Origin of the sequence: Nonomuraea sp. NPDC050153 (genome assembly GCF_044460125.1) — a bacterium.
In the GTDB taxonomy this organism is placed as follows: domain Bacteria; phylum Actinomycetota; class Actinomycetes; order Streptosporangiales; family Streptosporangiaceae; genus Nonomuraea.
Window position 1 is genome coordinate 36,898 of record NZ_JBITJQ010000047.1, and the last position, 23,255, is coordinate 60,152.

A 23,255-nucleotide genomic window follows, 5' to 3' on the forward strand; every position below is an offset into this window, starting at 1 on the left:
GGCGCGCTGCTGGCAGGGGCCATCGCATAAGCGTACGCTCGGCAGGTCCCCGAGGAATATCCGTACGTTTCCCCGAGGAGGGCCGCATGACCGTACGCGTGGAGCGCGAGGGACCGGTCACCACCGTGGTGATCAGCAGGCCGGAGGCGCGTAACGCGGTCGATCGCAAGACGGCCGACGCGCTGGCGACCGCGTTCCGTGACTTCGAGGGCTCCGACGCCGCCGCGGCGGTGCTGTGGGGCGAGGGCGGCACGTTCTGCGCGGGCGCCGACCTCAAGGCCCTCGACAACCACGTCGGCGAGGATGGCGACGGGCCGATGGGCCCGACCAGGATGCGCCTGTCCAAGCCGGTCATCGCCGCCGTGGCCGGGCACGCCGTCGCGGGCGGGTTGGAGCTGGCCCTCTGGTGCGACCTGCGGGTGGCCGAGGAAGGGGCGGTCTTCGGGGTGTTCTGCCGCAGGTGGGGGGTGCCGCTCATCGACGGCGGCACCGTACGGCTGCCCCGGCTCATCGGCGCCTCGCGGGCGATGGACATGATCCTCACCGGCCGGCCTGTCGAGGGGCGGGAGGCGTACGAGTGGGGGCTGGCCAACCGGCTCGTGCCGGACGGCACCGCCCGGCGGCGCGCCGAGGAGCTGGCCCGCGAGATCGCCCGCTTCCCGCAGACCTGCCTGCGCGGCGACCGGCTGTCGGCGCTGGAGCAGGAGGGGCTGGGCGAGGAGGAGGCGATGCGGAACGAGCTGCGGCACGGGCTAGTCTCGCTGCCCGACGCCGTGGACGGCGCCGCCCGCTTCGCCGCAGGCGCGGGCCGCCATGGCGACTTCGGCGACCTCTGAGACGTAGGAGGGGCCCTCGGGGTTCGCGGCCATGCCTCGAGGATCATCACCGTCGCCGAAGTTTTGTCGCCCTACGTTGCTATAGATGGCGTCATCACCCGACATTTCTAGACACAGGGCGTTCGATGGCATCAGTGATGTTTCGCGATGAGACTGCGACAGGCCGGGAGCTGGCGGAGTTCTCTCTGCCCGGCCTCCCCGAGCGGATCTCGGCCCGGGAGCTGGTACGGCTGCGCGTGCGCGAGGAGGTGGCCCGCCACAACGCCGCCCCGTCGCATCATTTCCGCGGCCTGGTCAAGCCGAGCGACGCCGAGGTCGAGCTGAACGGCTACCGGATGCGCACCGCTCGCAGGCTGGACTGGGCGAAGCAGGCCGACGCCGCCGAGGCCGCGTTCACCCGCAACGGATTCCTGCTGCTGGTGGGCAACAGGCAGATCGAGGACCTGGACACCGAGATCGATCTGACCGTCGATCCGGTCGTGTCCTTCGTCAAGCTCGTCCCCCTGGTCGGGGGCTGACGTGAACTACGACATTCTTCGCGACTCTCCACTCAACAACCACTACCACTTCGTCTATCTGGCCAACGACCACAAAGAGGTGTTCGAGCGGTTCGACTCCGCCTTCGCCGCTCATCAGGCCTTCAAGGCGGGGGAGTACGACGAGAGCGAGTTACGCCTCCTCGCCGTGTGGGCGCAGATGCGGCTCAGCCTCGGCTGGGACGGCGGCCACGACCACGACGAACGCCGGCTCGACGTCATCCGCGAGGTGATCGGCCACCTGCCGGAGGTTCCCGAGGCGGTGGTCATCCAGCTGTGGAGCGCGGCCAACGGCCTGATGACCTGGCGGCACACCAACTACGCCGAGCTGTACCGGCTGCCGCTGGCCGCCACCGCCCGGCTGCCCTACCACGAGCGGCGCAACGTGCTGAACTCCATGCCCAGGTGGTTCGCCCAGCACTGGAAGCCTGCCTGGGAGGTCCTGCGCGAGCCGGTCGAGGAGCTACTGACAGAACCGGAGACCGACGATCCCGGCGCCACCGTCCGCAACATCATGTGGGAGGACGACGCGTTCGCCACCCGGATGATCGCCGATCACGCCACCCGCCTCACCGCTCCCGAGGTCCTGCCGCTGCTGCGGCACTGGACCACCGCCACCGCCTCCAAACCCAGCGCCAGGTGGACCAGGCGGGCTACCGAGCTGCTGACCCCGCAGGCCGCAGAACTGATCAAAGACCTCCTCGGCCAGGTCATCGCCCACCGTGAGGTCACGCTCCGGCACCCCACCCGCGACGGCGAGTGGACCGAGACCGTCTTCCTGCGCGAGCGCACCGCCGTACCGCTGCGCGGCATGGTGTGGACCTGCGAGCTGATCGACGAGCCGTGGGTGACAGCGCTGCTGGGCGACGTCGCCGTGGCGACCGGCACCGGGATCGGCGGCTCCGGCGCCAACGCGCGCAGCGAGATGCTCGCCAACGCCGCGATCGGGGTGCTGGCCCGGCGCGGCGGCCTGGAGGTGGTCGCCCAGCTGGCCCGGGTGCAGGCCAAGGTACGCAAGAAGACCATCCTGGCGGGCGTGGCCAAGACCTTGGACGCGGTCGCCGCGCGGAACGGGCTGTCGCCCGAGCAACTGCTGGAGCGCTCGGTCCCGAGCTTCGGGCTGGGTCCCGACGGCACTCGCGCCGAACACGGCCTGCGGCTGACCCTCGACGGCGTCGTGGCCTTCGTCGACCCCGCCGGCAAGATCCGCAAGACGATCCCCAAAGCCGTCCGCGAGGAGCACAAGGACCTGCTGGCCGAGCTCAAGGCCACCGCCAAGGAGATCAGGAAGGTCTTGCCGGCCGAGCGCTTCCGGATCGAGCGCGCACTGGCCACCGAACGCGTCTGGCGCTGGAGTGAGGTGTGCGAGTACTACCTCGACCACCCGGTCACCGGCTCCTTGGGCAGGACCTTGATCTGGGAGATCCTCCAGGGACCGGCCGGGCGCCCGGTGCTCGTGGACGGCACCTGGGAGCTGACCGACCCGGCCGGGCGCCGCATCCAGCCCTCCCCCGACACGCCGGTGCTTCTCTGGCACCCCATCTCCCACGGCATGGAAGAAGTGCGCGTCTGGCGCGACCACCTCATGGAGCACGGCCTGCGCCAGCCGTTCAAGCAGGCCTTCCGCGAGGTCTACCTGCTCACCCCCGCCGAGGAGGAGACTCTCGACCACTCGCGCCGCTTCACCGGTCATCTGCTGCGCTACGGTCAGGCGAAGGCGTTGCTGACCGGCCGCGGCTGGACCGGGATGACCCTGGGCCACTGGGGCTGGGAGTACGGTTCGGACCAGGCCGAAGCCGCCAAGGAGCTCCCCGGCGGCCTGGTCGCCCACTGGGGCTTTCATCTGGATGAGGGCTCGTTCGAGCGAGACGACTTCGGCACGGTGTCCATCTGCGTCAGCGGCGATCTCCACTTCACCGACGACGGCGGGCGCCGAGTTCCGCTGACCGAGGTGGCCCCGCTGACGCTGTCGGAGGTGCTGCGTGACGCCGACCTGGCCGTCGGCGTCACCTCCACCGGCCTGGACCCCGAGGGGGACGGCGAGTACTGGCAGTCCTACGGCTTCGGCGACCTGACCGAGACCGCCCGCGTCCGCCGTGACGCGCTGGCCCGGTTGTTGCCGCGCCTGGCCATCGCCGACCGCTGCGCCATCACCGACCGGTTCCTGCGCGTCCGCGGTGACCTGCGCACCTACAAGATCCATCTCGGCTCGGGCAACATCCTCATGGAACCCAACGACGCCTACCTGTGCATCGTCCCCCGCCGCGGTTCGGGCGACCCGGTCTTCCTGCCCTTCGAGGAGGACGGCGGCATGTTGTCGATCGTCCTGTCGAAGGCGTTCCTCCTGGCCGCCGACACCGCGATCACCGACCCGTCCATCACCCACCAGATCCGGCCCTGAGCGGCGCCGCCCGGCTCTACCTCAGCACGGGGAAGTTGGCTCGGATGACGCCGTGCGGGTCGCGGGAGCGCTTGAGGTCGCGGAGCCGGGCCAGCGACTCGCTCGGGAACGCCGCCGCGGCCTGCTCGCCGCCGTGCAGCATCGTGTACGGCTTGCGTCCGCTGCTGAACGGCACCAGCGCCTTGCCCAGCCGCCCGAGGCGCTCAGCCGTGGCCTCGGTGGGCCGGCCGATCGCGTAGACGAGGTACGGCTCGTCCAGGTGCCCCGCGGCGCCGCCCCCGTCGGCGGGCCTGGACAGCGCGCCGCCCAGGTGCCGGATCTGCACGCTGATCATCGGGTCGATCGGCTCGCCCAGCAGCACGCCGGCCACCTGGTCGTCGAGCCCGGTCAGCAGCTCGCACCGGCTGGTGCCGGGCTGGGGATCGGTGGGCTCGTCGCAGACGGAGCCCAGCTCGGCCACCGGCAGCAGTCGCCGGTTGTCACTGAGAGCGCCGCCGATCAGCTCGAAGGGCCGCAGCAGCGCGCCCGGGTCCCGGCCCAGGTACGTGCAGTCGATCATGACGAACCCCGGGCCGCCGGGGATCTGCAGCAGGTCGAACCAGACCGTCAGCTCGTCCGGCGCGCCCGCGGTGACCTCGCGGTAGGCGGCCAGCACCTCGGGCGCCCGCTCGATCGGCCACATGATCCGCCCGCCGTACAGGAAGGGCGCGGGCCGCAGGTCGAACTCCATCGCCGTCACGATCGCGAAGTCGCCGCCGCCGCCCCGCAGCGTCCAGAACAGCTCGGGGTCCCGTTCGGCCGTCACCCGGATCCGCCGGCCCTCGGCGTCCACCGCGTCGAAGGCCCGCACGCTGTCGGCGGCGAAGCCGTACTTCCTGCTGAACCAGCTCAGCCCGCCACCCAGCGTGTACCCGGTCACGCCGACCACGGGGGAGCTGCCCGCGAGGCCGGTCAGCCCGAGCGGGCTCGCCGCCGTCAGCACCTCGCCCCACTTCACACCCGCGCCGACGCGCGCCACCCCGTTGTCGATCTCCACTCCGCCCAGGCCGCCGGTCCGCAGCAGGATCGTGCCCTCGGTGTCGCCGGAGGCGCCGTGGCCGCTCGGCTGCGCGGTCACCGCCAGCCCGTGCAGCCGGGCGTAACCGACCGCGGCCGCCACGTCGTCGGTGTCGGCCGCTTCGACGACCGCGCGCACCCGCTGGTCGACGGCCAGGTTCCACGGCCTGCGCGCCTCGTCGAAACCCTCGTCGCCGGGGAGGAGCACGCGGCCGGTGGTCAAGTTCTTCAGTTCGTTCATGGATCAAGCATGCGTTTCGGCACTTGGAAAGTATTTGAGGTTGACTTGGGGTTCGTGGAGTTCAGACTGTTCGGTCCGCTTGAGGTGGACGACGGCGACGGCAACCGGCTCGACCTCGGCACCCGCAAGCAGCGGGCGGTCCTGGCCAGGCTGGCCCTGGAGCCCGGCCGCGTCGTGCCGCTCGACCGGCTGATCGAGGAGCTGTGGTCGGGGGAGGCACCGGCCAAGGCCACGGCGACGCTGCAGGCGTACGTCTCGCATCTGCGGCGGGTGCTGGAGCCGGACCGCAAGCCGCGCACGCCGCCCCGGCTGCTGCTCACCCGCGAGCCCGGCTACGTGCTGGACGTCACGCCCGGCCAGACGGACGTGGGCCGCTTCGCCGCGTGGGCCGCCGACGGGGCGCGCCTGGTCAGGCAGGGGCGGCACGCGGAGGGCGCGCGGACGCTCGACCGGGCGCTCGCGCTGTGGCGGGGGGAGCCGCTGGCCGAGTTCCCCGATCTGGCGCCGGTGGCGTCCGCGCGGCTGGAGGAGCTGCGGCTGGCGGCCGAGGAGGACCGGCTGGAGTCCCTGCTGGCGCTCGGCGAGGCCAGCGTGCCCGACCTGGAGGCGCTGACGGAGGCGCACCCCTACCGGGAGCGGGCGTGGGGGCTGCTCGTGCTCGGGCTGTACCGGGCGAGCCGCCAGGCCGACGCGCTCGCCGCGCTGCGCAAGGTACGCGCCCTGCTCTCCGGCGAGCTGGGCATCGAGCCGGGGCCCGAGCTGAGGCGGCTGGAGCAGGCGGTGTTCGAGCAGGCGCCCGAGCTCGACCCGGGCCCCAAGCTCAACCCAGCGAGCGCCCCCGACCCCGTTCCCGCGACCGTCCCCGCGGACCCGGGGTCCGACAGGCTCGTGGCCAGGGAGGGCGAGCTGCGGGTCCTGGAGGAGCTGCTGGCGCGGGCCAGAGGCGGCAGGGGCGGGCTGGCGCTGGTCACCGGCGAGGCGGGCATCGGCAAGACGAGCCTGGCCAGGGCCGTCGCCGACCTGGCCACGGCCAGGGGCTTTCGGGTGGAGTGGGGCCGCTGCCTCGACGGCGGCACGGCCCCCGCGTTCTGGCCGTGGACCCGCGCGGGCCTGATCCCGCCGTCCCCGCAGGCCGAGCTGTTCGACCTGTACGACGCCGTGCTGGCGGAGCTGCGGACCGGCCCCCTGCTCGTGGTGCTGGAGGACCTGCACTGGGCCGACGCCTCCTCCCTGAAGCTGCTCGGCCACGTCGCCGGCGAGCTGGCCAGGACCTCCGCACTGGTCGTGGCCACGCTCAGGCCCGAGCCGGGCGACCACCCCGAGCAACTGCGCGAGACCCTGGGCACGCTGGCCAGGGAGGGCCGCCGGCTGCCGCTGGCGCCGTTCGACGCCTCGGGCGTGCGCGACTACCTGCGCCTGCGCGACCTCGCCGCCGACCCGCGGGAGCTGCTCGACCGCTCGGGCGGCAACCCGTTCTACCTGGCCGAGCTGCTCCGCCTGCCCGAACGCGAGCGCCACCTCGTCCCGCCCGGCGCCCGCGACGTCATCGAACGCCGCCTGGCCCGCCTCCCCGAGCCCACCCAGGAGTTGCTCAGAGCCGCCGCGGTCGCGGGCCGGGAGGTGGCGCTGGACCTGCTGACGGCCCTCGTGGACCGCCCCGTCGAGGAGGTCATGTCGGACCTGGAGCCCGCGCTGGCCGCCGGGCTGCTGGCCGAGCTGCCGGCCGGGCCGCCGGCCGGGGCCGCCGACTACCGCTTCTCCCACGCCCTCGTACGGCAGGCGCTCGACCAGGGCCTGACCCGGCTCGACCGCGCCCGCCTGCACCTGCGCGTCGCCGGGCGCCTGGAGGCCCTGCCCGGCGCCGACCCGGCGATCCTGGCGGGCCACTTCGCCGCCGCGGCGCGGCTGGGCGGCGCGGCCAAGGCCGTCACGTACGCCGGCCGGGCCGCCGGGCAGGCCGCGGAACGGCACGGCTACCAGGAGGCCGTGCAGCTGTGGGAGCTGGCGCTGGACCACCTGCCGCCCGGCGACTCGCCCGGGCGCTGCCGGGTGCTGACCGAGCTGGGCCAGGCCCGCCGCACCACGGGCGACGCCGAGGGCGCCTACCGCGACCTGACCGAGGCCGTCGCCCAGGCCCAGCGGCTCGGCGACCGGGACGCGCTGGTGGCGGCGGTCTCGGTCTTCGGCGGCCTGTCGGTGTGGAACTGGCGCCCGTACGGCGTCGTGGACGAGGACATGGTCGCCATCCTGGAGGACCTCCTGGCGGGCGACCTCGACGACCGGTCCAGGGCCGCGCTCCTGGGCACGCTCGGCATCGAGCTGCACTACGGTCCCCGGCGCGCCGAGGGCGAGCGGCTGGCGCTCGACGCGGTCGGCCTGGCCCGCCGCTCCGGCGATCCCATGCTGCTGGCCAGGGCGCTCAACAACTACCTGATCGCGAGCTTCGTCCCCGGCCGCAACCCCGAGCGGCTGGCGGCGGCCGAGGAGATGTTGGCCATCCCCGGCCTGCCCAGGGAGGCCAGGCTGGTGGCGCGGGTGCTGCGCATGGCGTGCCTGCTGCGCGCGGGTGAGCTGGCCGAGTGGAGCAGGGACCTGGCCCGCTGCGAGCAGTTGCTGCACGAGGTGGCCCGGCCCGAGCTGGAGGCCATGGTCCGCGTCGCGCAGACCGCCGACCACGCCCTGCACGGCCGGTGGGCGGAGGCCGAGGCGCTGGCCGAGCACTTCCCCGCGATCTCCTTCGGGGCGAGCCTGTGGGGCCAGGAGGCCCGCCGCCTCGGCGTCCGCTACACGTGCCGGCGCGGCGAGGGCCGGGTGGCGGAGCTGGTGGACGAGCTGGTGGCCGCGGGCGACCGGCCGCTCATGAGCATGGTGCGCCCGCTCGCCGTCCTGGCCTGCCTGGACGTGGGCCGCACCGGACAGGCGCGGCAGCTGGTCGAACGGTGGGGCGTGGACCTGCGCGAGGACTGGTCGGCGGACTTCTTCTTCCCGGTCTGGGGCCTCGTGGCAGCCCAGCTCGGCACCCCCGACCCCGCGCGGATGTACGAACGGCTGCTGCCGATCGCCGACCAGATCGTCGTCCTGGGCACGGGCAGCGCGGCCCTGGGCTCCGTGCGGGACGTGCTGGCCGAGCTCGCGCTCCGGCTCGGGCGTACGGAGGAGGCCCGCGAGCACAACCAGGCGGCCGTCGACACGCACCGGCGGCTCGGCCTGGCCTACCTGGAGTCGCGCAGCCGCGCCCGCCGCGCCGAACTGGTGCCCTGAGTGTTGTCGGTGGCCCCGCGTATGGTGACCGTATGCCTGACATCGAGGTCGCGGGTCGCGAGGTCCGCATCACCAGCCCCGACAAGGTGGTCTTCCCGCAGTCCGGCCACACCAAGCTCGACCTGATCCGCTTCTACCAGGCCGTGGGAGAGGGGGCGTTGCGGGGCGTCCACGGGCGGCCGATGGTGCTCAAGCGGTTCGTGCACGGCATCGAGCAGGAGGCGTTCTTCCAGAAGCGCGCCCCGGCCAAGCGGCCCGACTGGATCGAGGTGGCCCAGCTGAAATACCGCTCGGGGCTGAGCGCGGAGGAGGTCGTCTGCACCGACCTGGCCCAGCTGCTGTGGGTGGTCAACCTCGGGTGCGTCGACCTCAACCCCCATCCGGTGCGCGCCGACGACCTGTCCAGGCCCGACGAGCTGCGCATCGACCTCGACCCGGTGCCGGGCGTCGAGTGGGCCGACGTGCTGGCCACCGCGCAGGTGGCGCGCGAGGTGCTGGCCGATCACGGGCTGGTCGCCTGGCCCAAGACGTCCGGGTCGCGGGGGTTTCATGTCTATGCCCGCATCGAGCGGCGCTGGCCGTTCGCCAAGGTGCGCAAGGCGGCCGAGACGGTGGCCCGCGAGGTCGAGCGGCGCGCGCCCGAGCTGGCCACCAGCCGGTGGTGGAAGGAGGAGCGGCACGGCGTGTTCGTCGACTTCAACCAGAACGCCTACGACCGCACCGTGGCCTCCGCCTACTCCGTGCGGGCCGTGCAGGACGCCCGCGTCTCGACACCGCTGACCTGGGACGAGGTGCCGGGCTGCCGCCCCGAGGCGTTCACGATCGACACCGTGCCCAAGCGGCTGGCCGAGGTCGGCGACCCGTGGGAGGACATGGACCTGCACCCGGGCTCGCTCGACGGGCTCTTGGCGCTGGCCGAGGAGCTCGGGCCCGCGCCCAAGCCACCCAAGGGCACGGGGGGCCGGCAGCAGACCATGCCCGTCATCGAGATCGCGCGGGCGGAGCACAAGGAGGAGGCGCTGGCCGGGTTCGAGCGGTGGAAGGCCCGCCACCCGGCGGTCGCCGACCGGCTGGAGCCCGCCGACGTGCTGGTCGACGGCATGCGGGGGCGCAGCAGCGTGTGGTATCGCATCCGCGTCAACCTCCAGCACGTGCCGGAGGCCGAGCGGCCGCCGCAGGAGCCGCTGGAGATCGACTACAACCCCTGGGGCGGTGCCGGGCCCCCGGAGCGCTGAGCACGCTCCGGGGGAGAGGTGTCAGCGGCCGGAGATCAGGTTCGCCATCCGCGCGAACGGCGACGTGGTGGTGCCGTGGTCGTTCTCCTGGCGGTCGGCGGCGCGGAAGAGCGCGTAGATGAGCTGCACCCCCGTCCACCGCAGCGGCTCGGGCTCCCACTGGCGCACCTGGCGGCCCACCCAGGGCAGGGCCGTCAGCTCGGTGTCCTGGCGCAGCACCAGGTCGCGCAGGGTGCGGCCGGCCAGGTTGGTGGTCGTGACGCCGCTGCCGACATAGCCGCCCGCCCAGCCGAGACCGGTCGTGTGGTCCAGGTGGACCGTCGAGCACCAGTCGCGCGGCACGCCCAGCACGCCGCACCAGGAATGCTGGATCCGCGCGTCCGCCGCCGCGGGGAAGAGCTTGACCAGCATCCGCCACAGCAGTTCCACCGTCTGCGGCTGCGTGGCGCCCCGCACGTCGGTACGCGAGCCGTACCGGTAGGGCACGCCCCGCCCGCCGATCGCGATGCGGTCGTCGGCGGTGCGCTGCGCGTAGATGTAGGCGTGCGCCTCGTCCCCGAGCAGTTCGTTGCCCTCCCAGCCGATGTGCTTCCACACCTCGGCCGGCAGCGGCTCGGTGACGATCATGGAGCTGTTCATCGGCAGCCACTGCCGGTGCTGCCCGGCCAGCGAGGCGGTGAAGCCCTCGGTGGCGCGGATGACGTAGTCGGCCGTGACCGCCCCGCGCGTGGTGATCGCCGCCGCCTGGCCGCCGTCCCGCCGCGGGATGATCTTCGTCACCGTGGTGTCCTCGAAGATGTCCACCCCGAGCCGGGCGACCGCCTCGGCCAGGCCGACGGCCAGCTTGGCGGGCTGGATGCGGGCGCAGTGCGGCGAGTAGGTGGCCTCCAGCGTGCCCGCCACCTGCACGCGCTCGCGCTGCTCGTCGCGGTCCATCAGCCGCAGGTCGTCCTCGCCGTACCCCCAGGTGCGCAGGTCATCGAGCTCCGCGCGCAGCCGGCGCCGCTGGGCCGGGTTCGTCGCGACGTGGACGAGGCCGCCCTTGTGGATGTCGGCGTCGATGGCCTCCTCGCGGGTCACCGCGATGACCTCGTCCACGGCGTCGAACATCGCGTGCTGCAGGTCGATCATCGCCTGCCGGCCGCGCGCCTTGGCGTACCGCTTGCGCGACCCGGCGAACTCCGCCGACAGCCACCCGCCGTTGCGCCCCGAGGCCCCGAACCCGGCGAACTCCTTCTCCAGGATCGCGATCCGCAGCCCCGGCTCGGCCTTCTTCAGGTAGTAGGCGGTCCACAGGCCGGTGTAGCCGCCGCCGACGATGGCCACGTCGTACGAGCGCGGCCCCGGCAGCGCGGGACGCCGGTCCGGCAGGCCGATCTGGCGGTACCAGAACGAGACGCCGCCGTTGGCGAAGTCCTTGGTGAGCGGGATGCCTTTCACGTGAGCACAGCCTCCACATCGGGCGAGTCGGGCAGCAGGACGGAGTCGGCGACGCGCCACGTCAGCGTGACCTCTTCGCCGCCACGGGCGTCGCTGAGGCTGCCGGCCTGCTCGCGCACCAGCGCGGACGAGCCGTCGGGCAGCCTCAGCTCCAGCTTCCTGCTGGAGCCCAGGTAAATCTCGCCGGTGACGGTGGCCGGCAGCGCGTTCCAGCCGGAGCCGGGGGAGAAACCCGCCTCCCGTACGGACAGCCGCTCCGGGCGTACGACGAGCGCGCCCGCCTTCTCGGACAGCTCACCGGGCGCCCGCAGCAGTCGCGCGCACACGCCGATGCCGTCGGGCGTGACGTCGCCGCGCAGGATCGTGGACTCGCCGAGGAAGCGGGCCACGAACAGCGTGGCGGGCCGCTCGTACAGCTCCTCGGCGGGCCCCACCTGCTCGATGCGGCCACGGTTGAACACCGCGATGCGGTCCGAGAGCACCAGCGCCTCGTCCTGGTCGTGCGTGACGTAGACGAACGTGGTGCCGAGCTCGCCGTGGATGCGCTTGATCTCGAGCTGGAGCCAGTCGCGCAGCTTCTTGTCCAGCGCGCCCAGGGGCTCGTCCATCAGCAGCACGCGCGGGCTGTAGACGATGGCGCGGGCCACGGCCACGCGCTGCTGCTGGCCGCCGGACAGCTCGCGCGGGTAGCGGTGGCCGTACTCGCCGAGGTGGACGGTGGCCAGCGCGGCCGCGACCAGCTCGGCGCGGCGCGCCTTGGGCACCTTGCGCTGCTTGAGCGGGTACGCGATGTTCTCGGCGACCGTCATGTGCGGGAACAGGGCGTAGTGCTGGAAGACCATGCCCATGTCCCGTTTGTGGGCGGGCGTCGCGGCGATGGCGGTCCCGTCCACGGTCAGCTCGCCGGCGGTGGGGTGGTCGAAGCCGGCGATGATGTTCAGCGTGGTCGTCTTGCCCGAGCCGCTCGGCCCGAGCAGCGTGATGAACTCGCCCGGCTTGATCGACAGCGAGACGTCGTCCACGGCGACGAAGTCGCCGTAGCGCTTGGTCAGTCCGGTCAGCTCGATGCCGGCGCCGCGGGCGGCGAGATCGTTACTGGTGGGCACGTGACCTCCTGGCGACGAAGAAGGTGGCGATCAGGACGAGGCTCGTGGTCAGCACGATGATCATCGTGGCCGCCGCGGCGATGGTCGGGTCGGTCTCGCGGGTGACGCTCGCGTACATCTTCACCGGCAGGGTCTGCAGGTAGGGGCTCTGGATGAACAGCGAGACGACCACCTCGTCGAAGCTGGTGACGAACGCGAACAGCGCGCCCGCGGCCACGCCGGGCGCGACCAGCGGCAGCGTCACGGTGCGGAACGTGGTCCAGCGGCCCGCGCCCAGGCTGGCCGCCGCGCTCTCCAGCCGCCGGTCGAACCCGCTCAGCGACGCCGTCACCGGGATCATCACGAACGGCAGCGCCAGCACGGTATGCGCCATGACGAAGCCCACGAGCGTCCCGACGAGCTGCAGTTTCAGGAACACGGCGTAGACGCCGATGGCCAGCACGACCCCGGGCACGATCATCGGGGCCAGCATCGACCCCTGGACCAGCGCGAGCCCGCGCATCCTGGCCCTGGTCAGGCCGAGCGCCGCCGCCGTGCCGAGCACGGTGGAGACGACGGTGACCAGCAGGCCCACCTCGATCGAGGTCCACAGGGCCGACATCCAGGCCGGGTCGCCGAAGAAGTGCTCGTACCAACGGGTGGACCAGCCGTCCGGCGGGAACTTGAGCGACGCCTTCGAGGTGAAGCTGAGCGGCACCACGATCAGCGCGGGGGCCACCAGCCACACGCCGACCAGGGCGCAGAACGCCCACAGCACCCCGCGGCCCGCACGCGCGCTCATCCGGTCACCTTCTTCCCGGCGCGGCGCAGCGTGACCGCCAGCAGCGCGATCATGGCCAGCGTGAGCCCGAGCAGGACCACGCCCATGGCGCCGCCGCGGCCCCACTTCAGCAGGCCGTTGACCTGCGTGAAGATCTGCTGCGACAGCAGCGCGTCGGTGGGGGAGCCGAGCAGCGCGGGGGTGATGTAGAACCCGAGCGCGCTGATGAACACGGTCAGGCACCCCGCCGACACCCCGGGCAGCGACAGCGGCACGTAGACGTCGAGGAACGCCTTGGCGGGCCGCGCTCCCATGCTGCCCGCCGCGGTGAGCAGCCGCCGGTCGATCCCGCTCATCACCGCGTAGAGCGGCAGCACCATGAACGGCATCAGCAGCTGCACCATCCCGATCACCACGCCCGTCTGGGTGCGGATCAGGCTGAACGGGCCCAGCCCGATGACGCCCAGCGCGTCGTTCACCACGCCGGTGTCCTGCAGCAGGATCACCCAGGCGAAGGTCCGCACCATCAGGCTGGTCCAGAACGGCACCAGCACCAGGAGCGTCAGCACGGCCCTGGCCCGCGGGCCGGCGATCGTCATGGCGTACGCGTACGGGTAGGCCAGGATCAGCGCGATCACCGTCACCCACAGGGCGGTGGTGAACGTGCGGCCGAGCACCCGCAGGTTCTGGGGCTCGCTGAAGAACCAGGTGAAGTTGCCCAGACCGGGCGCCGGGTCGGTGAACGCGCTGATCACCATCGAGATCAGCGGATACAGGAAGAAGACGGCGAGCGCCACCAGCGCCGGCAGGACCAGGAGCGCCGGGCGGCGCTCAGGGTCCGCCGGCTGCCTGGCGGCGGCGGGCGGGGCGACCGCCTGCAGGGTGGAGGCCATGCGCGATCAGCCGCCGAGCCAGGCCGACCACTTCTCGATCATCTCCGGCTGGTGTTCGGCCCACCACTTGGAGTCGATCTTGAGTGCCTTCTCCGGCACGCCCGGAGCGGTGGTCAGGAAGGCCTGGCCGGTCTGGTCGAGGCTCGGCTTGGCGTCGGTGTTGATCGGCGAGTACGAGGTCAGCTCCGTCAGCTTGGCCTGCTGCTGAGCACCCAGGTAGTAGTTGATCAGCGCCATCGACGCCTTCGGGTTCTTGGCGTTCTTCGGCACGGTCAGCGAGTCCATGATCGGCATCCACTGGTCCCACGCGACCTGGAACGGCGCGCCGTTCTTGACGGCGGCGTAGGCCCGGCCGCTCCAGACCATCCCCATGTCCACCTCGCCGGACTCCAGCAGCTGCTGGGCCTCGGCGCCGGTCTTCCAGAAGACCAGGTTCGAGCGGACCGACTGCAGCTTCTTGGTCGCCCGGTCGACGTCGATCGGGTAGAGCTGGTCGGGTGCCACGCCGTCGGCGACCAGCGCGGCCTCGAACGGTCCGGGCGCCGAGTCGCCGGGGTTGCCGGAGATGGCGCGCTTGCCGGGGAACTCCGTCGTGTCGAAGAAGTCCTTCCAGCCCTTGGGCGGGTTGGCACCGAACTTGTCCTTGTTGTAGACGAGCACCATCCCGTACTGCATCGCGGGGACGCTGCACTCGGTGGACAGGCCGTCGGGGACCTTGGACTTGTCGATGATCTTGTAGTCGAGCGGCTGGAGCAGCTTGCCGCACTGGGCCTCGGCCCAGATGGAGTCGGTGTCGATCACGTCCCAGGTGACGTTGGAGGAGTCGACCTGCGCCTTGATCTTGGCGTAGTCGGTCGGGCCGTCCTGGAGGATCTTGGCGCCGGACTCCTGGGCGAACGCGTCCACCGCCGCCTTCTGCTGGCCTTCCTGGTAGGCGCCGCCGTAGGAGACGAAGGTCATGTTGAGGCCGCTGAGCGCGTCCTTCTTGATCGTGCCCGACTTGGCGGGCCCCGACCCGAGATCGATCGAGGCGGGCGCCGCCGAGCCGGCTCCGCAGGCGGTGGCGAGCAGGAGCGAAGCCGCGACACCGGCCGTGGCGGCCAGTCGCGCTGGGTGCTTCGGCATGGGTAACCCCCTTGTTGGCAGGTATGGCTGGGGTTCAGGAGGAAGTAGTAGGTGGGGCGACCACCCAGAGGACCTCGGCGGTCTCGTCACTCTCGTTGACGATTCGGTGGGGGACCGACGTGCGGTACTCCACGCTGTCCCCGGGCTCCAGCACGTGTGCGGCGGCGGAGCCGTTGGGTCCGAGCCAGAGAGTGATCCGCCCGCGGATGACCAGGAAGATCTCCTGGGAGTCGCCGTGGGTGTACGGTTCGTCCCCGGTGGACGAGCCCGGATCGAATTCCCCCGCGTACACCTCCACGCTCTGGAGCGGACGCTGGGAGATCAGGAACTTGCGCGTGCCGGGAGCCGTGTGGAGCTCCGGACGCGCCTCGCGGCGCACCACCCGGTGGCCGATCTCGTCCTCCTCGTTGAACAGATCCGCGACCGTGAGCCCGAGGGCCGAGGCTATCCGCCTGAGCATCCCGATGCTGGAGCTGGTCTGCCCGCGCTCCAACTGGCTGATGAAGCTCGCGCTCGCCCTGGCCTCCGCCGCGAGTGCGCGCACGGTCATGCGGCGCATGTTGCGGTAGGCGCGGATTCGCGCACCCAAACGGGCGTTCTCCGACTCCGTCATCGAACCTCTCGATTGGCTGCACTGAACAAGTTGTTAAGTGGCAATGAAAGGACCGTACATAGGTAGCCGAATGCCCATCAAGGGGGAGCTGTGTAACGAGTGCGTAAAAGGGGTCAGCCGCGGGTGGGGCGCTCGTAGCCCTCGTCGCCCCCGTAGACGTGCAGGTCGGGGTCGTGTTCCGGCTGGTTGGCGGGGCTGGTGGGCGAGGTGGTGTGCTCCGAGGCGAAGTCGTCGGAAGGCTCGGGCGGCGGCGGGAAGAGGTGGTCGCGCCAGGTGATCCGGCCTTTCGGCTCGGCGTCGGTCAGCAGCTCGCCGGCGCGCTGGGCCGCGTACAGGCTGCCGGGGAAGCGTACGGGCAGGCAGGGGCGGTGCAGGTTCCTGGCCTCCAGCCAGGTTCTGACCAGCTCCTCCGTGTCGAGCACCTGGGGGCCGCCGTACTCGATCTCGTCCATCGCGGGGCCCGCGGCGATCAGCTCGTTGAGGCGGGCCGCCACCTCGCCCGTGTGGACCGGCTGCCAGGGCATCGAGCGGTCCACGGCCAGCACGGGGAGCGACTCGAAGTCGCTGAGCCGCCGGTCGAGCGCCTGGTGGAAGTGGGTGGCGCGGAGGATCGTCCAGCCCAGCTCGCTCTCCGAGACCAGCCGTTCGGCCTCCAGCTTGTGCCGGAGGTGGCCGCTGGCCGCGCTGTCGGACCCGACGCACGAGACGTACAGCAGGTGCGGATACCCCTCCTGGCGGGCGGCGGCGACCAGCTTGCGCGTCCCGGTCACGTCCACGGCGCCGCGCCCCTTGCGGCCGCCGGTGGCGAGGTGCGCGACGACGTCGATGTCGCGCACGGCCTCCGCGAGGCCGTGCCCGGAGACGAGGTCGCCCCACATCCACTCGACGTTCCCGCGGCTCTCGCGCTTGGTGCGGCTCAGCGCCCGCACCCGGTGGCCCGACCTGAGCAGCGCGGGCACCAGGGCCCCGCCCAGCGTGCCCGTTGCTCCCGTGACCAGAATGCGCATGCCGCCCCTCTACCCGCGAATGCCCGCAATTGACAACGAATCTGGTAAAAGCGTCTGAGGGCGGCGGAGCAGGGTAGAGCGGCCCCCATGGCTCGAATCGCAGCGGAATCCCTGGTCGAGCGGCTCGCCGAGTGGGGTGTCGACACCGTCTTCGGCATGCCGGGCGACGGCATCAACGGCATCATGGAAGGGCTGCGGCGCCACCGCGACCGGGTGCGCTTCGTCCTCGTCCACCACGAGGAGGCGGCCGCGTTCATGGCCACCGGCTATGCCAAGGCCACCGGGCGGATCGGCGTGTGCCTGGCCACCTCGGGGCCCGGCGGCATCCACCTGCTCAACGGCCTCTACGACGCCAAGCTGGACCACGTGCCCGTGCTGGCGATCACGGGGATGCAGGAGACGTCCGTGCTGGGCACCGGCTACCAGCAGGAGGTGCACCTCGACCGGCTGTTCGCGGACGTGGCCGAGTACAACATGATGATCACCAATCCGGCGCAGCTGCCCTCCCTGGTGGACCTGGCGATCAGGACCGCCTACGCGCGGCGCGGGGTCGCCCATCTCACGCTGCCCAACGACCTCCAGGTGGCCGAGGCGGGGATGGCCCCGTACCCGACCGTGGCGCCGGCGCGGCTGCCGGAGACCGCGCCCGTCTACCTGCGGCCGTCCGGCCTGCCGCGCCTGGAGGACGTCGAATGGGCGGCCGAGGTGCTCAACAACTCCGAACGTCCCGCCATGCTCGTCGGCCAGGGCGCGCTGCACGCCCGGCAGGAGGTGCTGGCCGTGGCCGAGGCGCTGGGCGCCCCCGTGGTCAAGACGCTGCCCGGCAAGGCGGTCGTCCCGGACGACTCGCCGTACACGACCGGCGGGATCGGACTGCTCGGCACCCGGCCGAGCGAGGAGCTGATGGACGAGGCCGACGTGCTCTTCATGGTCGGCACGAACTTCCCCTACTCCAGGTTCCTGCCGGAGCGGGCGCGGGTGGTGCAGTTCGAGGCGGATCCGACCAGGGCGGGGGCGCGGATCGCGACCGACGTGCCGGTGATCTGCGACGCGAAGGAGGGGCTGCGCGCGCTGCTGCCGCTGCTGGGCTCGCGGGACCGCAGCGCCCATCTCACGAAATATCAGGAAATGATGGCCAAGTGGCGGGCCGACATGGACGCCCTGGAGAACCCGGACCGGGACCCCGTCGCGCCGCAGTACGTCATGTCCATCGTGGACGAGCTCGCCACCGGCGACGCCATCCTGACCTGCGACACCGGTACCATCGCCAGCTGGGCCGCCCGGCACTGGACGATCCGCGGCGAGCGCGAGTTCTACCTGTCCGGGACGCTGGCCACGATGGCGCCGGGGCTGCCGTACGCCATCGCCATGCAGCACGCCTACCCGGGCCGGCAGGTCATCGCGTACGTCGGGGACGGCGGCTTCACGATGCTGATGGGCGAGTTCCTCACGGCGGTCCAGCAGCGGCTGCCGGTCAAGGTGATCATCAACAACAACAACTCGCTCGGCCAGATCCTCTGGGAGCAGATGGTGCTCGGCTACCCGGAGCACGGCGTGCGCTACCCCGAGCCGGAGGCCGACTTCTCGGCCTGGGCCAGGTCGTGCGGCGGGTTCGGGGCCAAGGTCACCAAGTCGGAGGACGTCGCCATGGCCATCGGGCAGGCGCTCGCGCACGACGGCCCGGCCCTGGTGGACGTGGACGTGAACCCGAACGAGCCGCCCATGCCGGCCAAGGTCACCTACGAGCAGGCGAAGAACTTCGCCCAGGCGTTCCTGAAGGGGCAGCCGCACAAGGCCGCCATCGCCACGACCCTGTTCAAGGACCGGATCCAGCGGCTGGGGGACTAGCCTTCGCGATAGCCGCCGCGGTGCTCAGCAGCGGCTCGATCAGGTGCGGCAGCTCGCGGGCGCGCCGCGAGGACAGCACGATGCCCACGGCCGCCACGGGCCGCCCGTCCACCAGGATCGGCGCCGCCGCCGAGCAGGTGCCCAAGGTCATCTCCTCGTACGTCAGCGCGTACCCCTGGGCCCGCACGACGGCCAGCTCCCTGGCCAGCCGGCCCGGCTCGGTGATCGTGTGTGAGGTGGGCCGCTCCAGTTTGCGCGCGAGGTAGGACTTCACGAACCAGTCGGGCTCGTACGCCAGCAGCGCCTTGCCCACGCCCGTCGGATGCATCGGCAGCCGGCCGCCGGTCCTGGACACGATCGGCACCGCCCGCCGGCCGTACACCTTGTCGACGTACAGCACCTCGAGCCCGTCGCGCACGGCCAGGTGCACGTTCTCGCGCGTGCTCGCGAACAGCTCCTGCAGCCACGGATGGGCCAGGTCGTGCAGCCGCCCGGGCGCGAGCTGGCCCAGCTCCCACAGCCGCAGCCCGACCCGCAGCCGCCCGTCGGGCGCGCGGCTCAGCGCCTGCCACTCCTCCAGCTCCGCGACCAGCCGGTGCGCCGTGCTCAGCGGCAGCCCGCTGCGCCGGGCCACGTCGGTCAGCGTGAGCTGCTGATGCGCGGAGTCGAACGCGCCCAGGACGGCCAGCACCTTGGACGTCACCGAGCGCCCGCGCTCCCGGGCTCCACCTGCCATGGAGCCATTCTTCCACTGAGTGGAAGGAGGAGCTCGGCCAATCGCGGTCAAGGCAGCATGCTTCCCTCATGCGAACTCAGGTCGGGATCATCGGGGCGGGCCCCGCGGGACTGCTCCTGTCCCACTTGCTTCACCTGCGCGGCATCTCCTCGGTGGTGCTGGAGAAGCGCAGCCGCGACTACGTCGAGCGGCGGGTGCGGGCCGGGGTGCTGGAGCAGAGCACGGTGGACACGCTGGTCGCGGCGGGCGTCGGCGAGCGCCTGCTGCGCGAGGGGCTGCCGCACCACGGCATCGAGCTCAGGTACGGGGGCGCGGGCCACCGCATCGCCTTCGACAAGCTCGTGCCGGGCCGGTCCATCACCGTGTACGGGCAGCAGGAGGTGGTCAAGGACCTGATCGCGGCCCGGCTGGCGGCCGGCGGCGACCTCCGGTTCGAGGTCGAGGACGTGGCCGTGCACTCCCTGGAGTCGGCCCCGTACCTGACCTTCGGGGGCGAGCGGCTCGACTGCGACGTGATCGCCGGGTGCGACGGCTTCCACGGGGTGTCCAGGCCGGCCGTCCCCGAGGGCGTTCTGAGCGTTTACGAGCGGGACTATCCCTTCGCCTGGCTGGGCATCCTGGCCAGGGTGGCGCCCTCGTCCGAAGAGCTGATCTACACCAGGACCGAGCGCGGCTTCGCCCTGCACAGCATGCGCTCGCCCACCGTCAGCCGCTTCTACCTGCAGGTTCCGGCGGACGCGCGGGCGGAAGACTGGCCGGACGAGCGGATCTGGGCCGAGCTGAGGGCCCGGCTGGAGAGCGTGCCCGGCTTCACGCTGACGACCGGCGAGATCACGGAGAAGGGCGTCACGCCGATGCGGGCGTTCGTGGCCGAGCCCATGCAGTACGGCCGGCTCTACCTCGCCGGCGACGCCGCCCACATCGTGCCGCCGACCGGCGCCAAGGGGCTCAACCTGGCCGTGGCCGACGTCCGCGTGCTGACCGAGGCGCTGGCGGCGTACTTCGCGGACGGCTCGACCGGGCTGCTCGACGGTTACTCCGACGCGTGCCTGAAGCGGGTGTGGCGGGCGCAGCACTTCTCGTGGTGGATGACGACGCTGCTGCACACGTTCGAGGACGAGGACCCGTACGGGCGGCGGCTGCAGCTGTCCTACCTCGACTACGTGACCTCGTCGGAGGCGGCGGCGACGACCCTGGCCGAGAACTACGTGGGCCTGCCGTGAATGATGGTCTGACTGAGGAGGTGGACCTCGTGGGTTCTGACGGCGGCCTGCTCGCCCCGGTCTGGGCGGGGACCCGGGCGGAGGCGATCACCTCGGACGCGGCCTGGCTGCGGGCCATGCTGGAGGCCGAGGCGGCGCTGGCCCGTGCCCAGGCGCGGCTGGAGCTCATCCCGTCGGAGGCGGCCGCGGCCATCGACAGGACGGCCGCCACGCTCGTGCTCGACCCGGCCGACCTGGCCAGGCGGGCCCGCCAGTCGGCCAACCCGGTCGTGCCCCTGGTGTCCGACCTGCGGCGGGCCGTGCCGGGAGCGGCGTCGTCCGTGCACCGGGGAGCGACCAGCCAGGACATCCTCGACAGCGCCGCCATGCTCGTGGCCACCAGGGCGATCCGCGGCATCGTGGGCGATCTGAGCGCGGTCATGCGGGATCTCGGCGGGCTGGCCGAGCGGCACCGGGGCACGGTCATGGCCGCGCGGACGCTCGGGCAGCAGGCGGTGCCGACCACGTTCGGGCTGAAGGCGGCGGGCTGGCTGGCCGGTCTCATGCGCGCCCGCGCCCGGCTCCGGGAGCTGCGCCTGCCGGCCCAGCTGGGCGGCGCGGCCGGCACCCTGGCCGCCTTCGCCGAGCACGCGGGCGGGTCCTCCCCGGCATCCGGCCCGGGCACCGCGCTGCTGCTGGCCGAGGTGTTCGCCGAGGAGATCGGGCTGGCGGCGCCCCCGATACCGTGGCACGCGGAGCGCTCCGCCGTCACCGAGCTGGGCGCGGCGCTCACCGCCACGGCCCGCGCGCTCGGCAAACCGGCCACCGACATCATCCTCATGGCCCAGACCGAGGTGGGGGAGGTGGCCGAGTCGTCGGCCGGCTCCTCGTCGGCCATGCCGCAGAAGCGCAACCCCGCCCTGTCCGTCCTGGTCCGCTCGGCCGCGCTCCAGGTGCCCGCGTACGCGCAGGTCCTCGGGCAGGTCGGCGAGCACGAGCGGGCCGCGGGTGCCTGGCAGGCCGAATGGCTGCCCCTGCGCGAGGCGCTGCGCCTGACGGGCGGCGCGGCCGAGACCGCCGCCGAGCTGGTGGCCGGGCTGCGGGTGTTCCCCGAGCGGATGCGGGCCAACGCCGAGCTGACCGGCGGCCGGCTGCTCGCCGAGCGCCTGGCCGCCCACCTCGACCGGCAGGCGCTCGAACGGGCCCTGTCAGCGGAAGGCCCGCTGCGCGACGTCGAGGACCAGCTGCTCGATCCGGAGGCTTACCTGGGGGCGGCCCCCGAGCTCGTTGACCGCATTCTCGCCACCTACCGGGAGCAACCGTGAAACTCCACCACCGCATCGACGGCCCGGCCGACGCGCCGCTGCTGGTGCTCGGGCCCTCGCTCGGCACCACGATGGAGATCTGGCAGCCCCAGCTCCCCGCGCTCACCGAGTCCTGGCGGGTCCTCAGGTACGACCTGCCGGGCCACGGCGGCTCGGCGCCGGCCGCGGCCGGGTTCACGATCGACGACCTGGCGCGCGCCGTGCTGGATCTCGTCGAGGACGAGCGGTTCGCGGTCGGCGGCGTCTCGCTCGGCGGCGCGATCGCCACCACCATCGCCGCCATGCTCTCCGACACGCCCGCCGACACGCCCGCCGACACGCCCGCCGACAGGGCCCGGCAGCGGGTCCGCAAGCTGGTGCTGTGCTGCACGTCGGCCAAGTTCGGCGAGCCGGGGCCGTGGCTGGGACGGGCGGCGCTGGTGCGCGGCAAGGGCGTGGCGGCGCTCGTGCCGACGCTGAAGGCCCGCTGGTTCACGCCCGGCTTCGACGGCCAATGGGTGTTCGACCAGCTCGTGGAGGTGGACGCCAAGTCGTACGCGGCCTGCTGCGAGGCCATCGCCGCCTTCGACCTGACCCGCCGCCTGGGGGAGATCACCGCCCCCACGCTGGTGATCGCCGGCGCCGAGGACCCGGCCACGCCGCTCGACCAGGCGCTCACCCTGGCCGGCAACATCCCGGGGGCGTCACTGACCGTGGTGCCCAGGGCCTCGCACCTGGCCAACGTGGAGCGTCCGGACGCGGTCACCGCCGCCATCACGAGCCACCTGAACAGCGACCACCGCGACCACCGCGACCACCGCACCCCGCCCGCCGCTGAGGGGCCCGCCGAGGACGCCTTCGCGGCGGGCATGCGCACCCGGCGGGAGGTGCTCGGGGACGCGCACGTCGATCGGGCGGTCGCCGCCACCACCGACTTCACCCGCGACTTCCAGGAGCTCATCACCCGCTACGCCTGGAACGAGATCTGGAACCGGCCCGGCCTGGACCGGCGCACCCGCAGCTGCGTCACGCTCACCGCCCTCGTGGCCAGGGGGCAGCTGGAGGAGCTGGCCATGCACGTCCGCGCGGCATTACGGAACGGGCTCACGCGGGAGGAGATCAAGGAGGTGCTGCTCCAGACGGCCGTCTACTGCGGGGTCCCGGCCGCCAACGCCGCCTTCGCGGTGGCCCGCCGCACCCTCGCCGAGATCGACGCGGACAGCCACTGACCTTGCCCGGGGCCGGCCGTTAGGGTGATCGGTATGCATCGCAGCCGGGTCTACGCCCTCCTGATCGACACCCCCGCGTCCGAGGCCGGGCAGGCGGCGGAGTTCTGGGCGGCGGCGCTCGGGGCCGGCGCGCGCCCGCTCCCCGGATACGAGCAGTTCACCTCGCTGCACGGAGCCGTTCCCGGCCTCGATGTGGCCGTCCAGGCGGTGGACGACGCGCCGAGGTTCCACCTCGACATCGAGACCGACGACGTCGAGGCCGAGACCCGGCGGCTGCTGGCGCTCGGGGCCACGGAGGTGTCGCGCTGGCAGGAGTGCCGCATCCTGCGGGCGCCCGGCGGGCACTTGCTCTGCGTGCTGCCCGCCGAGAGCGACCGGTTCGAGGCGGAGGCGAGGACCTGGCCCTGACCCCGGCCCGGGCACAGC

Annotated in this window: 19 protein-coding genes; 10 read left to right on the plus strand and 9 right to left on the minus strand. The window is 72.5% G+C overall.

The genetic code is table 11. The features are described from left to right. Positions 1 to 86 precede the first annotated feature (86 nt). From ACIBQ1_RS56180 to ACIBQ1_RS56190, 3 genes are all read left to right on the plus strand, one after another. Positions 87 to 836, plus strand: a complete 750-nt coding sequence (locus ACIBQ1_RS56180) for a crotonase/enoyl-CoA hydratase family protein (protein WP_397291239.1) — start codon at positions 87 to 89, stop codon at positions 834 to 836. A gap of 137 nt (positions 837 to 973) precedes the next feature. Further along, complete coding sequence (locus tag ACIBQ1_RS56185) at positions 974 to 1,354, plus strand: hypothetical protein (RefSeq protein ID WP_397291316.1); 381 nt, start codon at positions 974 to 976, stop codon at positions 1,352 to 1,354. Between the two features lies 1 nt (position 1,355). Further along, positions 1,356 to 3,773 (plus strand): DUF4132 domain-containing protein, encoded by a 2,418-nt coding sequence (locus tag ACIBQ1_RS56190; RefSeq protein ID WP_397291241.1) that lies wholly within the window; start codon positions 1,356 to 1,358, stop codon positions 3,771 to 3,773. A 16-nt stretch (positions 3,774 to 3,789) separates the two neighbouring features. On the opposite strand, the gene ACIBQ1_RS56195 is transcribed toward ACIBQ1_RS56190, so the two are convergent. Beyond that, positions 3,790 to 5,070 carry an FAD-binding oxidoreductase gene (locus ACIBQ1_RS56195; protein ID WP_397291243.1) on the minus strand — a complete coding sequence of 427 codons (1,281 nt, stop codon included), beginning with the start codon at positions 5,068 to 5,070 and terminating at the stop codon, positions 3,790 to 3,792. A gap of 54 nt (positions 5,071 to 5,124) precedes the next feature. On the opposite strand from ACIBQ1_RS56195, the gene ACIBQ1_RS56200 reads away from it, so the two are divergent. Continuing rightward, on the plus strand, positions 5,125 to 8,331 hold the full coding sequence (locus tag ACIBQ1_RS56200) for a BTAD domain-containing putative transcriptional regulator (RefSeq protein ID WP_397291245.1): 3,207 nt from the start codon (positions 5,125 to 5,127) through the stop codon (positions 8,329 to 8,331). Positions 8,332 to 8,363: 32 nt separating this feature from the next. Continuing rightward, complete coding sequence (gene ligD / locus ACIBQ1_RS56205; RefSeq protein ID WP_397291247.1) at positions 8,364 to 9,566, plus strand: non-homologous end-joining DNA ligase; 1,203 nt, start codon at positions 8,364 to 8,366, stop codon at positions 9,564 to 9,566. A gap of 21 nt (positions 9,567 to 9,587) precedes the next feature. Here the strand turns inward: ligD and ACIBQ1_RS56210 are convergent, their stop codons facing one another. The 7 genes from ACIBQ1_RS56210 to ACIBQ1_RS56240 all read right to left on the minus strand — a co-directional run bounded on the left by ACIBQ1_RS56210 (position 9,588) and on the right by ACIBQ1_RS56240 (position 16,510). Continuing rightward, the gene (locus ACIBQ1_RS56210) at positions 9,588 to 11,006 is read right to left on the minus strand and encodes an NAD(P)/FAD-dependent oxidoreductase (RefSeq protein ID WP_397291249.1); all 1,419 of its coding nucleotides are present in this window, start codon (positions 11,004 to 11,006) and stop codon (positions 9,588 to 9,590) included. Further along, positions 11,003 to 12,112, minus strand: a complete 1,110-nt coding sequence (locus ACIBQ1_RS56215; protein ID WP_397291251.1) for an ABC transporter ATP-binding protein — start codon at positions 12,110 to 12,112, stop codon at positions 11,003 to 11,005. Before ACIBQ1_RS56215 ends, ACIBQ1_RS56210 begins: the two co-directional genes overlap by 4 nt. Further along, entirely contained in the window at positions 12,099 to 12,893 is a 795-nt protein-coding gene (locus ACIBQ1_RS56220) for an ABC transporter permease (protein ID WP_397291253.1), read from the minus strand. The genes ACIBQ1_RS56215 and ACIBQ1_RS56220 overlap by 14 nt, the downstream gene beginning before the upstream one ends. Next, complete coding sequence (locus ACIBQ1_RS56225) at positions 12,890 to 13,765, minus strand: ABC transporter permease (RefSeq protein WP_397291255.1); 876 nt, start codon at positions 13,763 to 13,765, stop codon at positions 12,890 to 12,892. The genes ACIBQ1_RS56220 and ACIBQ1_RS56225 overlap by 4 nt, the downstream gene beginning before the upstream one ends. 6 nt (positions 13,766 to 13,771) lie before the next feature. After that, positions 13,772 to 14,890 (minus strand): ABC transporter substrate-binding protein, encoded by a 1,119-nt coding sequence (locus ACIBQ1_RS56230; RefSeq protein WP_397291257.1) that lies wholly within the window; start codon positions 14,888 to 14,890, stop codon positions 13,772 to 13,774. A gap of 34 nt (positions 14,891 to 14,924) precedes the next feature. Continuing rightward, the gene (locus tag ACIBQ1_RS56235; protein ID WP_397291259.1) at positions 14,925 to 15,503 is read right to left on the minus strand and encodes a helix-turn-helix domain-containing protein; all 579 of its coding nucleotides are present in this window, start codon (positions 15,501 to 15,503) and stop codon (positions 14,925 to 14,927) included. A 113-nt stretch (positions 15,504 to 15,616) separates the two neighbouring features. Then, complete coding sequence (locus tag ACIBQ1_RS56240; RefSeq protein ID WP_397291261.1) at positions 15,617 to 16,510, minus strand: SDR family oxidoreductase; 894 nt, start codon at positions 16,508 to 16,510, stop codon at positions 15,617 to 15,619. A gap of 87 nt (positions 16,511 to 16,597) precedes the next feature. On the opposite strand from ACIBQ1_RS56240, the gene ACIBQ1_RS56245 reads away from it, so the two are divergent. Continuing rightward, positions 16,598 to 18,358: a thiamine pyrophosphate-dependent enzyme gene (locus ACIBQ1_RS56245; protein ID WP_397291262.1), complete on the plus strand. Its 1,761-nt coding sequence runs from the start codon at positions 16,598 to 16,600 to the stop codon at positions 18,356 to 18,358. On the opposite strand, the gene ACIBQ1_RS56250 is transcribed toward ACIBQ1_RS56245, so the two are convergent. Then, positions 18,327 to 19,094, minus strand: coding sequence for an IclR family transcriptional regulator (locus ACIBQ1_RS56250; RefSeq protein WP_397291264.1), 768 nt, complete (start codon positions 19,092 to 19,094; stop codon positions 18,327 to 18,329). The two genes, ACIBQ1_RS56245 and ACIBQ1_RS56250, sit on opposite strands and share 32 nt — an antisense overlap. Before the next feature lie 68 nt (positions 19,095 to 19,162). Between ACIBQ1_RS56250 and ACIBQ1_RS56255 the strand changes: the two genes are divergently transcribed. Genes ACIBQ1_RS56255 through ACIBQ1_RS56270 form a run of 4 tightly spaced genes read left to right on the plus strand, consistent with a single transcriptional unit; the run spans position 19,163 to position 23,237 of the window. Beyond that, on the plus strand, positions 19,163 to 20,317 hold the full coding sequence (locus ACIBQ1_RS56255) for a 4-hydroxybenzoate 3-monooxygenase (RefSeq protein WP_397291266.1): 1,155 nt from the start codon (positions 19,163 to 19,165) through the stop codon (positions 20,315 to 20,317). A gap of 29 nt (positions 20,318 to 20,346) precedes the next feature. Next, the gene (locus tag ACIBQ1_RS56260; protein ID WP_397291268.1) at positions 20,347 to 21,621 is read left to right on the plus strand and encodes a lyase family protein; all 1,275 of its coding nucleotides are present in this window, start codon (positions 20,347 to 20,349) and stop codon (positions 21,619 to 21,621) included. Continuing rightward, complete coding sequence (gene pcaC, locus ACIBQ1_RS56265; protein WP_397291270.1) at positions 21,618 to 22,829, plus strand: 4-carboxymuconolactone decarboxylase; 1,212 nt, start codon at positions 21,618 to 21,620, stop codon at positions 22,827 to 22,829. Before ACIBQ1_RS56260 ends, pcaC begins: the two co-directional genes overlap by 4 nt. Positions 22,830 to 22,862: 33 nt before the next feature. Further along, a complete protein-coding gene (locus ACIBQ1_RS56270) occupies positions 22,863 to 23,237 on the plus strand; it encodes a VOC family protein (protein WP_355370304.1) in 375 nt (124 codons plus the stop codon). Positions 23,238 to 23,255: the final 18 nt, after the last annotated feature.

Excerpts from the sequence above, each read along its gene's own strand:
- ACIBQ1_RS56180 (WP_397291239.1), top strand. The coding sequence starts at position 87 with ATGACCGTACGCGTGGAGCGCGAGGGACCGGTCACCACCGTGGTGATC.
- ACIBQ1_RS56185 (WP_397291316.1), top strand. The coding sequence starts at position 974 with ATGTTTCGCGATGAGACTGCGACAGGCCGGGAGCTGGCGGAGTTCTCT.
- ACIBQ1_RS56195 (WP_397291243.1), bottom strand. The coding sequence starts at position 5,070 with ATGAACGAACTGAAGAACTTGACCACCGGCCGCGTGCTCCTCCCCGGC.
- ligD (WP_397291247.1), top strand. The coding sequence starts at position 8,364 with ATGCCTGACATCGAGGTCGCGGGTCGCGAGGTCCGCATCACCAGCCCC.
- ACIBQ1_RS56220 (WP_397291253.1), bottom strand. The coding sequence starts at position 12,893 with ATGAGCGCGCGTGCGGGCCGCGGGGTGCTGTGGGCGTTCTGCGCCCTG.
- ACIBQ1_RS56225 (WP_397291255.1), bottom strand. The coding sequence starts at position 13,765 with ATGGCCTCCACCCTGCAGGCGGTCGCCCCGCCCGCCGCCGCCAGGCAG.
- ACIBQ1_RS56230 (WP_397291257.1), bottom strand. The coding sequence starts at position 14,890 with ATGCCGAAGCACCCAGCGCGACTGGCCGCCACGGCCGGTGTCGCGGCT.
- ACIBQ1_RS56235 (WP_397291259.1), bottom strand. The coding sequence starts at position 15,503 with ATGACGGAGTCGGAGAACGCCCGTTTGGGTGCGCGAATCCGCGCCTAC.
- ACIBQ1_RS56240 (WP_397291261.1), bottom strand. The coding sequence starts at position 16,510 with ATGCGCATTCTGGTCACGGGAGCAACGGGCACGCTGGGCGGGGCCCTG.
- ACIBQ1_RS56245 (WP_397291262.1), top strand. The coding sequence starts at position 16,598 with ATGGCTCGAATCGCAGCGGAATCCCTGGTCGAGCGGCTCGCCGAGTGG.
- ACIBQ1_RS56250 (WP_397291264.1), bottom strand. The coding sequence starts at position 19,094 with ATGGCAGGTGGAGCCCGGGAGCGCGGGCGCTCGGTGACGTCCAAGGTG.
- ACIBQ1_RS56255 (WP_397291266.1), top strand. The coding sequence starts at position 19,163 with ATGCGAACTCAGGTCGGGATCATCGGGGCGGGCCCCGCGGGACTGCTC.
- ACIBQ1_RS56270 (WP_355370304.1), top strand. The coding sequence starts at position 22,863 with ATGCATCGCAGCCGGGTCTACGCCCTCCTGATCGACACCCCCGCGTCC.